The organism is Alteromonas sp. ASW11-130, from assembly GCF_026183735.1.
Taxonomy (GTDB): Bacteria; Pseudomonadota; Gammaproteobacteria; order Enterobacterales; family Alteromonadaceae; genus Alteromonas.
Genome location: NZ_JAPFRE010000015.1, coordinates 73,446 through 86,508, shown reverse-complemented (window position 1 = coordinate 86,508; position 13,063 = coordinate 73,446). Strand labels below are relative to the sequence as shown.

9 protein-coding genes are annotated in these 13,063 nt (G+C 43.5%); 6 read left to right on the top strand and 3 right to left on the bottom strand.

From position 1 onward, the window contains the following. Positions 1-17: 17 nt before the first annotated feature. Both OPS28_RS03470 and rhlB read right to left on the bottom strand, forming a co-directional pair. On the bottom strand, positions 18-1,529 hold the full coding sequence (locus OPS28_RS03470; protein ID WP_265608043.1) for a Ppx/GppA phosphatase family protein: 1,512 nt from the start codon (positions 1,527-1,529) through the stop codon (positions 18-20). A 3-nt stretch (positions 1,530-1,532) separates the two neighbouring features. Next, a complete protein-coding gene (rhlB, locus tag OPS28_RS03465) occupies positions 1,533-2,819 on the bottom strand; it encodes an ATP-dependent RNA helicase RhlB (protein ID WP_265608042.1) in 1,287 nt (428 codons plus the stop codon). Positions 2,820-2,919: 100 nt separating this feature from the next. On the opposite strand from rhlB, the gene trxA reads away from it, so the two are divergent. Beyond that, positions 2,920-3,246 (top strand): thioredoxin TrxA, encoded by a 327-nt coding sequence (gene trxA, locus OPS28_RS03460; protein WP_265608041.1) that lies wholly within the window; start codon positions 2,920-2,922, stop codon positions 3,244-3,246. Positions 3,247-3,425: 179 nt separating this feature from the next. On the opposite strand, the gene OPS28_RS03455 is transcribed toward trxA, so the two are convergent. After that, the gene (locus OPS28_RS03455; protein ID WP_442863964.1) at positions 3,426-4,745 is read right to left on the bottom strand and encodes a M24 family metallopeptidase; all 1,320 of its coding nucleotides are present in this window, start codon (positions 4,743-4,745) and stop codon (positions 3,426-3,428) included. Between the two features lie 495 nt (positions 4,746-5,240). Here OPS28_RS03455 and rho point away from each other — a divergent pair, with 495 nt between their 5' ends. From rho to OPS28_RS03430, 5 genes are all read left to right on the top strand, one after another. Next, positions 5,241-6,506 (top strand): transcription termination factor Rho, encoded by a 1,266-nt coding sequence (rho, locus tag OPS28_RS03450; protein WP_265608039.1) that lies wholly within the window; start codon positions 5,241-5,243, stop codon positions 6,504-6,506. Between the two features lie 173 nt (positions 6,507-6,679). Beyond that, on the top strand, positions 6,680-7,966 hold the full coding sequence (locus OPS28_RS03445; RefSeq protein WP_265608038.1) for an amidohydrolase: 1,287 nt from the start codon (positions 6,680-6,682) through the stop codon (positions 7,964-7,966). A gap of 23 nt (positions 7,967-7,989) precedes the next feature. Further along, entirely contained in the window at positions 7,990-10,785 is a 2,796-nt protein-coding gene (locus OPS28_RS03440; RefSeq protein ID WP_265608037.1) for an ATP-binding protein, read from the top strand. Positions 10,786-11,359: 574 nt separating this feature from the next. Beyond that, positions 11,360-11,848, top strand: a complete 489-nt coding sequence (purE, locus tag OPS28_RS03435) for a 5-(carboxyamino)imidazole ribonucleotide mutase (RefSeq protein ID WP_265608036.1) — start codon at positions 11,360-11,362, stop codon at positions 11,846-11,848. Next, a complete protein-coding gene (locus OPS28_RS03430) occupies positions 11,848-12,996 on the top strand; it encodes a 5-(carboxyamino)imidazole ribonucleotide synthase (RefSeq protein ID WP_265608034.1) in 1,149 nt (382 codons plus the stop codon). Before purE ends, OPS28_RS03430 begins: the two co-directional genes overlap by 1 nt. Positions 12,997-13,063: the final 67 nt, after the last annotated feature.

Sequence of the window (13,063 nt, the reverse complement as noted above, 5' to 3'; positions counted from 1 at the left end):
AATGTATCGAGGGGCTCTCAAATACAGTTTAATGTCCAACCTGCTTTGTGCTGTAACCAGCGTTCGTTGGCCAGTTCAGCTTTAATTAAAGGGTGGTGATTGAGCCACTCTTTGGGAAAGCACAATGTCCAGTCGTGATTATCCACGACGAGCTCAACATTGGGGATATGCTTGTTCTGCCGACGCAGACATAACACAACAGCGATACGCAATACACGAAGCATTCCAATTAACATAGGTTGAATATCAACATGATAACCTTCGAATACACGGGTTTCTATTGGCATGCGATGCGCAGATACTAGATCTCTGATAGCAGCACGTTGCAATCGAGTAAAACCGGGCAGTTCTATGTGATTGAGAATATAAGCTCCATGACGATGGTGTTTCTTATATTCAATATGAAGCCCCGTTTCGTGCAAAATAGCAGCCGCACCTAATACTGCTTCAGTATCGATGTGACAAATATTCTGTTGTGCACAAAGTTGATGACATAGCTTTAAGGCTAAATTTTTTACTAGCTCAGCATGGTGCTGGTCGATGTGATAGCGCAGTACAACCTGATTTAGCGTTTGCTGACGACGATCGTTTTCCTGCATATTGTCTAACATGCCATAAATCAAGCCTTCGCGCAGGGCACCACCAGCAATGTTCATGGTATCTATGCGCAAGCGTTCAAATAGCGTAATAAGAATGGCCAAACCACTAGGAAAAATAGCTTTTCGGCTTTCCTCCAGACCTTCAATATTTAATGTTTTCACAGACGCACAATCAATGCACTGCTGACGAAGATGATAAAGGTAAGTCAATCTAATCGCATCGCTGATCCCTTGCTTCACAAGAATTTCAACAATTGCTTGAGGTGTGCCAGATGCTCCCAGACAATTATGCCAGTCAAAACATAAAAAACTATCTACCCACTCATCTAGTAGTCTGTTCGCCGCATCCTGGGCGTTTTCAAACGCACTTTGGGTAATATTTCCGCCTGGGAAGTAACGCTCCATAAAGGTCACACAGCCCATATCGGTACTGACACAGTGAATAGGCTGTAAGTCATTTCCCAAGATGATTTCTGTGCTAGCGCCGCCGATATCCACGACCAAACTATTACCTTGGTTTGCCGATGTGTAGGCAACCCCCAGATAAATTTGACGCGCTTCCTCTTCACCGCTGATCACATCTAGATGTAACCCCAGAATTTCTTCTGCTCGTTTCACAAATTCGTGAGCATTGCTGGCTAAGCGTAGGGTCGCAGTGGCTACCGCTTTGACATTGGAGGCGGGTATATCCTCCAATCGTTCAGCAAAAGATTCGAGACACTTCCAGCCTCTTTCCATGCTCTCCAGACTCAACGTCATATTGTCATCGAGACCAGCAGCAAGCCGAACCTTTTGCTTTATTTTCCCAACGATTTGTACATTGCCATTAACGACATGTACTACTACCATGTGGAAGCTATTTGAGCCCAAGTCAATGGCGGCATAGTGTTCACCATTGACGAGGGGCTCCTGAAAAATCTCTGCCTGCATAGCTTACGTCTGTCTATTAGGTGGTCTTTTGTTACTGCGACCGCGACGGGGAGCGTTGCGATTGCTGGTATTACGCTTTCTATACTTAGGTTTAGGCGCTTTTATATCATCCAACAATGCGGTTCTGTCATAATCGGTAACCGGAATTGCGTGATGAATATACGACTCAATAGCGGGTAAGTTAAGCGCATATTTTTCACAAGCAAAACTAATAGCGTGCCCACTTTTGCCTGCGCGGCCTGTTCGACCAATGCGGTGCACGTAATCTTCTGCATCATCTGGCAAGTCATAATTGAAAACGTGCGAGACTTTATCGATGTGTAATCCACGTGCGGCAACATCTGTCGCTACCAATATATCCAGCTGATCTTTGGTAAAATCGTCTAATATGCCCAACCGCTTTTTCTGTGGTACGTCACCACTTAATAAACCAACGCGATGCCCATCTGCCTCAAGCCAATCATTCACTTTTTCACAAGCATGTTTAGTATTAGCAAATACAATGGCTTTTTCCGGCCATTCTTCTTCGAGCAGAGTAAGTAGCAGCAACATTTTGTCTTCGTCTGAAGGATAAAATAACTCTTCCTTAACGCGACTGGCTGTCATCTGTTCTGGCTCAATTTGTACGTGAGTTGGGTTGTTCATATGTTCATAAGCTAATTCTTGCACACGATAGGAAAGCGTGGCTGAAAATAGCATACTCAAACGTTCTGTTGGCGGCGGCATACGGCGGAACAGAAAGCGAATGTCTTTGATGAAACCTAAGTCGAACATGCGGTCGGCTTCATCAAGTACCGCAACCTGAATATGCTTAAGGGTAAAAATCCCTTGTTTATTGTAATCCAGTATGCGTCCAGTGGTGCCAATAATAATATCAACACCATCTTCTAAAACTTCCCGTTGACTTTGGTAGCCTTCGCCCCCATAGATCAATCCAAGTGACAAGCCTGTATGTTCACTGAGAAGTTTGGCGTCGTTATAAATTTGCACGGCAAGTTCTCGAGTAGGTGCCATAATAATAGCTCGAGGCGCGTTCGCGGGCCAATTTTCGCTCTCGTTTCGTTTTGAACTCTCCAATAGATAGTGGAAAGTTGCAACGAGAAATGCGATGGTTTTGCCTGTGCCGGTTTGAGCCTGCCCTGCGATGTCCAGTTTCTCCAATAGAGGAGGAAGGGCAAGTGCCTGAATAGGCGTGCAGTGAGTAAAGTTTGCAGCAGTAAGTGCTGCGACCACTTTCTCGTTAATGGGCAGATCTGAAAAATGAGTTTCGGTTAAATGAGTTGTTTGCATAGCTTATAGCTTATCAGTGCTTGCATTAAAAATCAGTTTCTATATAACACTTAGGGTAAAGCTGAGCAAATCAGCAGTAGACCAAATGACGGAGAAAAGAATGAGCGACAAAATTATCAAGTTAACTGACGATAAGTTTGAGGCAGATGTTATCAATGCTAACAGTCCTGTACTGGTTGACTTCTGGGCGGAATGGTGTGGCCCGTGTAAAATGATCGCACCTATTCTAGAAGAAGTTGCGAACGACTTTGATGGCAAGTTAACAGTTGGTAAACTGAATGTCGATGAAAATAATGAAACACCACCAAAATATGGTATTCGCGGCATCCCAACTTTATTGTTATTTAAAGACGGAAATGTAGCGGCAACCAAAGTCGGTGCATTATCTAAAGCGCAATTAACAGAGTTCTTAAACGAAAACCTGTAAGCCACCATTTATACTATGCCTCACCTAGTCATTCGGCTAGGTGAGGCATTATACTTCTCTTTTTCTTATTTACTAACACTAACGTTGTCGAATCGTGCACTGCATCGATTATCATTTGGTGTTGAAAACTACGATTCTGTACTAACGTGATTTGCAAAACAGTCACCATTAAATTGGGGTTAGTTCAGGAGGTTAGTTGAGGGTATCAGTATCAGGTCTTCCTGAGGCGGGATAAGGTATTCTGCCCCATCCTCAGTAATTAGCACCACCTCCTCCATGGAGATCGTCTTTATTGAACCATCGCTTAGTTTCCAGCTGTAAAAACCATCGAACGCGAATGTCATTCCTTGTTTTAATTCAAGCCTAGCTGCTTTTCTGGGGCGTATCTTGTTTCCATCGCTTAATGCGGGTCCGGTATCATGAGCTTCATATCCCACAGGATGACCGGTGGACCATTTTACCGGTAATGATTTCGTTTCTATCAATATTTTGCGTTGGGCGGCATCGACTTGCTGGTCTGTAGAACCGGGCTTCATGGCGCCAAATGCAGCCTTCCTGCCCGCCTTAGCATTTTCCCAATAGCGTGTGATGTCGGCAGGAGGTGCAATCTCATCGGGTTTAAGTACATAGGCAAAGCGTTGAATATCAGTGACCCACGTGTCATGCACCCGTATACCAAAATCTGTTTGAATGACATCTCCAGGCATTATTACTTTGTCAGTAGCATGGCTATGGCCTCTGTCTGCTCCTGATACAACGTTAGGGTTCTGATCTGGAGACCAAGCATCGGTCACCCCAGCGATTTCCATCTTTGCCTTTAAGTACCTGGCTACATCACTGTCTCTCGTTACACCGGGGACGATCTGGGCATAGGCTTCTAACTGCCACTGCGCGGTCAATTTTGCTGCGTTGCGCATTATTTCGACTTCTTCGGGCAATTTGACGGATAACCACGAATAAACTACATCCTCGCTGCTCACAAATTTGCTCGTGTGTTCGCGTCCGATTGCGTCAAGCAACGCTTGATATTGAGAATAACTGAGCCCATCAGCCTGTGGATTGTCAGTAGATACATTGATGGCAATTTTTTCCAACCCCTTTTTGTTGATAAATTCGGCTGCTTTTACTATTGCTGATTCACTGTTTTCGATGGGGATTACCGTATCCAATAAATCCAGATCGGCTAAAGCGAGCGCTTCACCAACCGGAGAATAAGCAATTTTTGATAATTTTCCGCCGTTTAAATAAAACAGAAAAACAGCTGTTTTCCCAGCATTTTCACAGCCAATATGCTTAGCTAACGGATCATTATTATTCTCACGACAAATGATTAACCACGCCTCGGCACCACCTGCTTTCAACGCATGGGGAAGCAATTGGTTAATGCGGTGTTGACGAATGGAGTCCCATGGAGAGGATTGCGCGGCTATGCAGACATTCACTACACTTAACAGCGTACCCAATAAGAAAATACGTAAAGTAATAATCAACGGCGTCATCTCAATTAATTAAGTGGTTGGAACTATACCTATGAAAGTGCCTGTATAGAAATAAACAATTTCAGATTTTTATTCAGAGGATGGTACTTATTTCATAGTCGTTTCATTTTCTCTTGACGAGGTCAAATAACAAGTGAAGCTGTATGGCAGACGGTTTCTAACAAATGAAATTTTATACAATAAACCATTGCACAGGTCCCTGTAGATAATAAATATTTAACTTCCTCACCCAACTTCCCGCCCACCAATTTCCTTTCATTTGCCTCAATTCGCAAAGCGCGTTTTTTTAAATCCATATCAAACCTTAATATGTTTTTGAAGATAAATTTGTGTTTTTTCTGTGAAAACACTGGACGTGATAAAAATATGGTGCTAACTTTCATCTTAGCTCATACCTGAGCTGCGTTCTGCATGCCCATATCCGGGCGGTATAAACTATTCAAATTAAACTAGTGACATTTAGTCCTGTATGCGAAGTCCAAAAGACCCACCAGTATGAATTTAACCGAACTTAAGAATAAACCGATAAGCGAATTGGTTTCCTTGGCCGAAGAAATGGGCCTGGAAAACATGGCACGTGCCAGAAAACAAGATATCATTTTTTCGATTTTGAAAAATCACGCCAAAGGCGGCGAAGATATTTTTGGTGATGGCGTATTAGAAATTCTACAAGATGGATTCGGCTTCTTAAGATCTGCCGATTCATCCTACCTCGCCGGACCTGACGACATCTATGTGTCACCCAGTCAGATTCGACGATTCAACCTTCGCACAGGCGACACTATTGCCGGCAAGATACGTCCACCTAAAGATAGTGAACGTTATTTTGCTTTGCTAAAAATTCGCGAAGTTAATTTTGACAAACCTGAAAACTCCCGTAATAAAATCCTTTTCGAAAACTTGACCCCGCTACATGCAGCGTCACGTATGCGTATGGAGCGTGGTAACGGCTCGACTGAAGATATTACAGCACGGGTGTTAGACCTGGCCTCACCGATTGGTAAAGGTCAACGTGGTCTGATAGTAGCGCCACCGAAGGCAGGTAAAACCTTACTACTTCAAAATATCGCACAATCTATCGCTGCGAATCAGCCTGACTGTGAATTAATGGTCTTACTCATTGATGAGCGTCCGGAAGAAGTGACCGAAATGCAACGCTTGGTGCAAGGAGAAGTTGTTGCATCAACGTTCGATGAACCAGCTAGCCGCCATGTTCAGGTTGCCGAAATGGTGATTGAAAAAGCCAAACGTTTGGTTGAGCATAAAAAAGATGTGGTTATTTTGCTTGATTCAATCACTCGTTTGGCGCGAGCCTATAACACCGTAATACCCTCATCCGGTAAAGTATTGACTGGTGGTGTAGATGCGAATGCACTACATAAACCTAAGCGTTTCTTCGGTGCAGCCAGAAACGTAGAAGAGGGTGGAAGCTTAACTATCATAGCAACAGCACTTATCGATACCGGCTCTAAGATGGATGAAGTTATCTACGAAGAGTTTAAAGGTACAGGTAACATGGAGCTGCATCTTAATCGTAAGATTGCAGAAAAGCGTGTCTTCCCAGCAATCGATTTCAATCGCTCGGGTACGCGTCGTGAAGAGTTGCTGACCACTCAGGAAGAACTACAGAAAATGTGGATCTTGCGTAAGATTGTTCATGAAATGTCGGAAATAGACGCAATGGAGTTTCTGATTAATAAGCTTTCCATGACTAAGACCAATGACGAATTTTTCAATGCAATGAAACGCCAGAAAAGTTAATCATTGAAAGAAAGCGCAGATATTTTCTGCGCTTTCTGCTATTCCTATTCCCCCTAAAACTCTTTTCTAAAAAATCGCTGTTTCAGCAAGTTAGCTCATTATCTCTATCTTCCTATTGGATCGGAATTACGTTACTGTTTAAAACGAGTAAACACACTAATTAGGAAAAAGATATGGTCCGCGCTCTGTTAGGCTCTTCGATACTTTTCTTGTCAGCTACTGTGCTAGCAGATGACAAAGTAAGCACTTTAATCAATAAAGTTGAGCCAGAGGTGATTAAATGGCGTCACCACTTTCACGAATTTCCTGAACTTTCGAATCGTGAATTTAAAACCGCAGAGTATATCGCCGAATATTTACATTCGCTTAATCTGGAAGTAACCACTGGTGTGGCTAAAACGGGTGTTGTAGCGGTGTTAGATAGCGGAAAGCCAGGTCCAGTTGTGGCGCTACGAGCGGATATGGATGGGCTACCGGTCAAAGAACAAAATGACCTGCCGTTCAAGTCGGTTCAAACTGCGCAGTTTAAGGGAGAAACTGTACCTGTAATGCATGCCTGTGGTCACGATACACATATGGCGATGTTAATGGGGGCGGCGAAAGTCCTGGCGCAGATGAAGGATCAACTTCAGGGCAAAGTGAAGTTTATTTTCCAGCCCGCTGAAGAGGGCGCTCCTCCTGGCGAAAAAGGAGGGGCCGAAGTCATGGTGGCTGAAAATGTGTTGAAAAATCCTGATGTGGACGTGATTTTTGGGCTGCATATTAGTGCTAATGCAGATGTAGGCACGGTGCGTTATAATTCAGGCGGAGTCATGGCCGCAGTGGACCCTTTTAAAATTGTTATAAAAGGTAAGCAAGCGCATGGGGCGTATCCGTGGAAAAGTGTTGACCCAATTGTTACCGCTGCGCAGATGGTAATGTCATTACAAACTATTGTGAGTCGTGAAATTAAAGTGATCGACGATGCGGCGGTGGTGACCATAGGCTCTATCCATGGGGGAAATCGTTCAAATATTATTCCATCAGAAGTGGAGTTGGTAGGAACAATCCGGACCTTGAATAAAACTGCTCGTGAGTTGATGTACGAAGCGATGCCTCGGAAAGTAAAAGGGATCGCAGATAGTATGGGCGCGGAAGCTGAACTTACTTTGCCGTTAGACTACAATTACCCAATTACTTTCAACGATCCAGATTTGATGGCGCAAATGCTACCGACCATTGAAGCTACAGCGGGTAAAGAAAATGCTATCCAGGCCAAACCTGTAACAGGTGCAGAAGATTTTTCTTTTTTTCAAGAACAGGTACCCGGTTTGTATTTATGGGTAGGTGGAAAACCAAAAGATGTGCCTGAGAGTGATTCGCCAGCACATCATACACCTGAATTCTATGTAGATGATAGTGGAATGAAGCTAGGTGTTAAGTTGTTGACAAATTTAACGCTGGATTACATGAATCAATAAGAGGCCAGTAAGGGAGTAAGGCTTTGAGTACGGCGAAAAATATATTGATTTACCTGCTTCTTGTCGTAGCAGGTGCTGCAGCAAACAGCCTTGCTCCGCCGATTATATCAGATGGGATTTTTGCTTTCGGGGTCGCGGCATCTATTTTTATTGCGTTGAAGTTCCCACCTCGTTACGCCACCCCAGCCGCACTGATAATTGCCATCCCGCTCGTATTAAATCATCCGGTTTTCGCCGTCGCTGCGTTGTTTCTCCAGCCGCTTATATTAAGCGTATTCTGTTCCCACCAGAAGGTAGTTAAGCCATTAATTTACGGCGGCTTCTACTGGAGTCTGTTGGCGTTACCCATTATCGGGCTCGATTTTATGGGCGAACAAATTGAAACTACCTCTGAACTGATAACAGCAACTATCATCAGCTGGCTGAGCGGAACAGTAGGGCTTATTGTTGGGCATATAGGTTATTGCATAACCAATAGACCAAAAATAGCGGCCTCTTCTGAGCTTATTCCAGCCAGAGGAATGCTTAGCTATATTTTCGCTAGCTTTCTATTTCTCATCATTTTAGCCATTTTCATCGGTTATCTGCATATATTTCAGAAACAGCAAAAAATGCAGATTAATAAATACATTCTTGAACGTACTGAAGTACTCGCTGAACAAGTAGAAGAATTTTTAACAAGTAATCGTAGCGCGATAAACCTGACCGCACACCTGTTAGGGTCGAGCAAAGAGTTTAAAAGTGTAACTGATGAAGCAGTAAATCAATATCTAAAAGCCCTTGCTACTAATCAACCGCATTTTTTAACGTTTCTAATTACAGATGAAAACGGAGAAATCACTAACTCTTATCCTTCTGAACTGATCGAAAAGTCTCGGAATTACGGTTTATTGAGCGTTGCTGATCGCCCTTACTTTAAACACGTCGAAGCATCAATTAAAACCTACCTTTCCAATGCATTTGAGGGGAGGGGATTTGGTGATGACCTCATTGTGGCAGTGGCTGCGCCAGTGATGGTAAACAATCAGTTTGCTGGAATTGTAGAAGGCTCTTTATCGCTAAATTCATTTGCACAATTTGATAAACAAAAAATTCCCGGTTTCGCCGTCATTATTGAAGATGCAGCTAATCAAGTGGTGTATGCAAGTGAAGTACTCAACTTACCTCGCCTCATCCCCGTTAAGTTTGAAGAATGTCTCAATAGCCGCTGTGAACAGGGGGTCAGGCTTAAAGATAACGATTGGATGCAGACACGACTAACCATTGCGAATACCCGCTGGCATGTTAGGCTTTTATACGATGTCTCTCGTTTTACAGACACCTTTAATACGTGGTTACTTTTAGCTTTAGGCGTTCTGCTTTGTCTGGCATTGTTTAGCGTATTAGTTGGGCATACACTCGCCACTGTATTCACCGCACCCATGAAGAATCTCGTGCTCTTTTTTGAATCATTCAATCCCGATAATGAAACTTCTGGAGCAGTGCTAAAGAAAAAACGTTTTTATGTGAATGAGATCAGTCAGCTTAATGAATCATTTATTAAACTACAAGAGCGCTTAATTAACGCGTTTAAAGACCTTGCCCACTCTCGCTCCGAGCAGGAAGAGTTAAATAAGCAATTACGAGTGTTAAATAGTTCACTTGAAGAAATCGTCGCGGAAAAAACGCAATCGTTAAAAGTTGCTCTTAAAAAAGCAGAGTCAGCAAACGAGGCGAAGAGTGAATTTTTAGCCAACATGTCACACGAAATTCGTACGCCTATGAATGGGATTTTGGGTAGCTGCGAAAATTTGCTGGAATTATCTTTGCCTTCTGGGGTAAACAAAAAAGTCGAAGTAATTCATCATTCAGCCGCCCACTTGCTATCAATTTTAAATAGCATACTCGACTGGTCGAAAATTGAAGCAGGGAAAATGACGCTTGATGAGCACCCGTTTTCGCTGCAGATATTGGTTGAGAACTGTTTGTTTTTACATGCCCAAACAGCACAACGAAAACAAGTGAAACTTCATTCTACTATCGACGAAACGATACCGCAGTACCTCAACGGCGATGGAGGTAAACTTAATCAAATTATCAACAATCTGCTCAGCAATGCAATTAAGTTTACTAATCAAGGCACTGTGCAAATAAAAGCTACATACGAAAAGGAAACCGTGACCATAGATATCGTTGACTCGGGCATTGGAATGAGCCAAGCACAACTAAATCGGATATTTGAACAATTCGAGCAGGCAGATTCATCTACCACTCGCGTATATGGCGGTACTGGGTTAGGGTTATCCATCACCAAAAAGTTGGTTGACTTAATGGGGGGGAGCATCTCTGTATCGAGCGTACTAGAAGAAGGGACTTCATTTACAGTAACGATCCCCTTATCTGCACATCATGACTTGATAGATGAAAACGAAATAGTTATTCCCGGACTCCCGCAAAAACTAAAGATATTGTTGGTCGAAGATAACGATATCAATGCTCAGATTGTCGCGGATATTATCAAGTCCCAAAAATGGGTGTATTTATGGGCCAAGGATGGACAACAAGCTTTAGATGTATTATCAAAACATAATTTTGATTTAGTGTTGATGGATTGTCAGATGCCAGTAATGGATGGCCTGGAAGCTACTCGCCGTATACGAGCGGGCGATGAGGATAAGGCGTCCACGCCTATTATAGCGCTTACCGCCAACGCATTTGAAGAAGACAAGCGTAAATGTTATGCGGCAGGTATGAATGCGCATTTGGCAAAACCCTTTAAGAAAGAAGAGTTGCTAAGAATTATTGCCAGTACATTACAACAGCGCTCGCAAGATAGTTAATTCATACTGGCAGCAAGTTTTGAGGCGGGTTCACGAAGCTGGTGAACTATTGCTTTTTGATAAGCTAGCGCAGTCTTTGTTTGATGATCTAAACCGAACATAGTTGAGGTAGTGTTTTTTATTACAATTTTCAATCTGTAAAAGCAGCACTACCTAAGGCAATTGATAAGCTTATCTACTCTCAATGCGTTTGCAGGTATGAGCATCACTCACCTTTCTGTTATTTTAGTTAGATAGATGCGAACCTATGACGCAATATATCCAACCTTCAAGGGGGGGGATTGCAACCGCAAAAGTTGCACGGCAAATATTGAGCCCAGCGCCACAGGCAACTACGTTGTGAAATACGTCTATCAATCGAGAGATGACCACATCTATAAGCGAACACGCAGTTTCAGTTAAAAATGCGCTAGGGCAGGTATTTATAAAAATAAAATCGGCCCCATTTTTTGGCTATGGGCAAGTGCCCGCTTTTACGCTAAAATTGCCTGCTTTTCCGACCACCCTATCTTCGCTTTCACAAAATAAGCTTTTGTGCTCGACGAAGCTAAATTACAGTTATCAGGAGCTGTTGATGGCAAAAGTCGCAATTGTTATGGGGTCAACATCAGATTGGCCCACAATGCAGCAGGCGGCAAAAATGCTGCAATCATTCGGTGTTGAATTTGATGCAAAAGTTGTCTCCGCTCATCGTACACCAAATTTGTTGGTTGAATTTGCAGAAGGAGCCGCCGAGCAAGGGTTTAGCGTTATTATCGCCGGTGCTGGCGGCGCAGCTCATTTGCCGGGGATGATTGCTGCACATACTCATTTGCCAGTATTTGGCTGTCCAGTAAAGTCGAAAGCCTTAAATGGGCTGGATTCCCTGCTATCCATTGTACAAATGCCTAAAGGGGTAGCTGTGGGAACGCTAGCTATTGGTGAAGCTGGCGCTGCAAACGCTGGCTTATTAGCGGCGCAGGTGGTGGCATTACAAAAGCCTGAAGTAGCTGAAGCGATTAAACAGTTTCGTCAAAAACAAACTGATACGGTTCTTGAAAACAGTAAGTTGGAGCTTGATTGATGCAGGTACTTGTTTATGGGGCCGGCCAGTTGGCACAAATGATGTACCTGGAAGGTTGCCCGATGGGTATAGAGGTGCTCGCCGTTGATGTCAAAAACGAGCAAGTTGTACATCCTGTAACTAAACAGACAGTTGACATCACGCTTGAGCAAGCAATTGAGAACGCGGTGGCTCTGACCGTTGAATTTGAACATGTTCCAGAACATTTGTTGGAACAGGCTTCGCGCTCTGGCAAATTACTTCCTTCCATCGATACAGTGTTGGCTGGCGCAGACCGTGTTCGCGAAAAACGCCTGCTGACTAAACTTGGCGTCGCCAATTGTCCGCATCAAGTAGTAACCAATATTCACCAATTAGATGATTGTGTTGAAGATCTAGGTGAGCGACTTATTCTGAAAGCGAGCCGTGATGGTTATGATGGATATGGGCAGTGGCGTCTCACTGCGCACTCAGGCCTGGCCGCCCTGAAATCCACTTTGCAGGGTTTAGATTTGGCAACAGTTCCTTTAGTTGTAGAACAGATGGTCGATTTTGACCGCGAAATCTCAATTATTGGCGTTAGAGATAAGTTGGGGAATACGCGTGTATATCCTCTGGCTGAAAACTTACATCATAAGGGACAGTTACATGTTTCCGTTGCCCCGGCGTTAAATATTACCGACTCACAGCAAAAACAGGCAGAATCTATTTTTGCGACATTAGCAGAAGGCATGGATTATGTCGGCGTATTGGCTATCGAGCTATTTCAGTGTGGCGAACAGTTATTGGTTAACGAAATTGCGCCCCGTGTTCATAACTCAGGCCATTGGACCTTGAGCGGTAGCGATGTGAGTCAATTTAATAATCACCTGCGGGCAGTTACAGGCCTACCTTTGGGGCAGAGTAACGCTCTAAATGTTAACGCAATGGTGAATGTCATTGGTTGTAGTTCTTTCTCGAGCGATTTATTGAGTATTCCGGGTTGCCACCTTTACTGGTATGGAAAAACAGCTCGCGAGAAGCGCAAAATGGGACATATCAATTTAACGGCCGAGAACTACACAGAGTTGGGCGATAAGCTTCTCTCATTAAGTGAATATGTTCCTCTCGAACACTTTCCCAAGCTTGTAGAAGAAGCTAAACGATTAAAATCACTTAGTGTCGCTTGACAAGTGTGATGCGATCGCTAAAATACGCGTCCACTTCGAGACTAAACTGTCTCAAGTGAAAGTAAGA

Coding starts and splice junctions, on each gene's coding strand:
- rho (WP_265608039.1), top strand. CDS start 5,241: ATGAATTTAACCGAACTTAAGAATAAACCGATAAGCGAATTGGTTTCC.
- rhlB (WP_265608042.1), bottom strand. CDS start 2,819: ATGCAAACAACTCATTTAACCGAAACTCATTTTTCAGATCTGCCCATT.
- OPS28_RS03455 (WP_442863964.1), bottom strand. CDS start 4,745: ATGACGCCGTTGATTATTACTTTACGTATTTTCTTATTGGGTACGCTG.
- trxA (WP_265608041.1), top strand. CDS start 2,920: ATGAGCGACAAAATTATCAAGTTAACTGACGATAAGTTTGAGGCAGAT.
- purE (WP_265608036.1), top strand. CDS start 11,360: ATGGCAAAAGTCGCAATTGTTATGGGGTCAACATCAGATTGGCCCACA.
- OPS28_RS03430 (WP_265608034.1), top strand. CDS start 11,848: ATGCAGGTACTTGTTTATGGGGCCGGCCAGTTGGCACAAATGATGTAC.
- OPS28_RS03445 (WP_265608038.1), top strand. CDS start 6,680: ATGGTCCGCGCTCTGTTAGGCTCTTCGATACTTTTCTTGTCAGCTACT.
- OPS28_RS03470 (WP_265608043.1), bottom strand. CDS start 1,529: ATGCAGGCAGAGATTTTTCAGGAGCCCCTCGTCAATGGTGAACACTAT.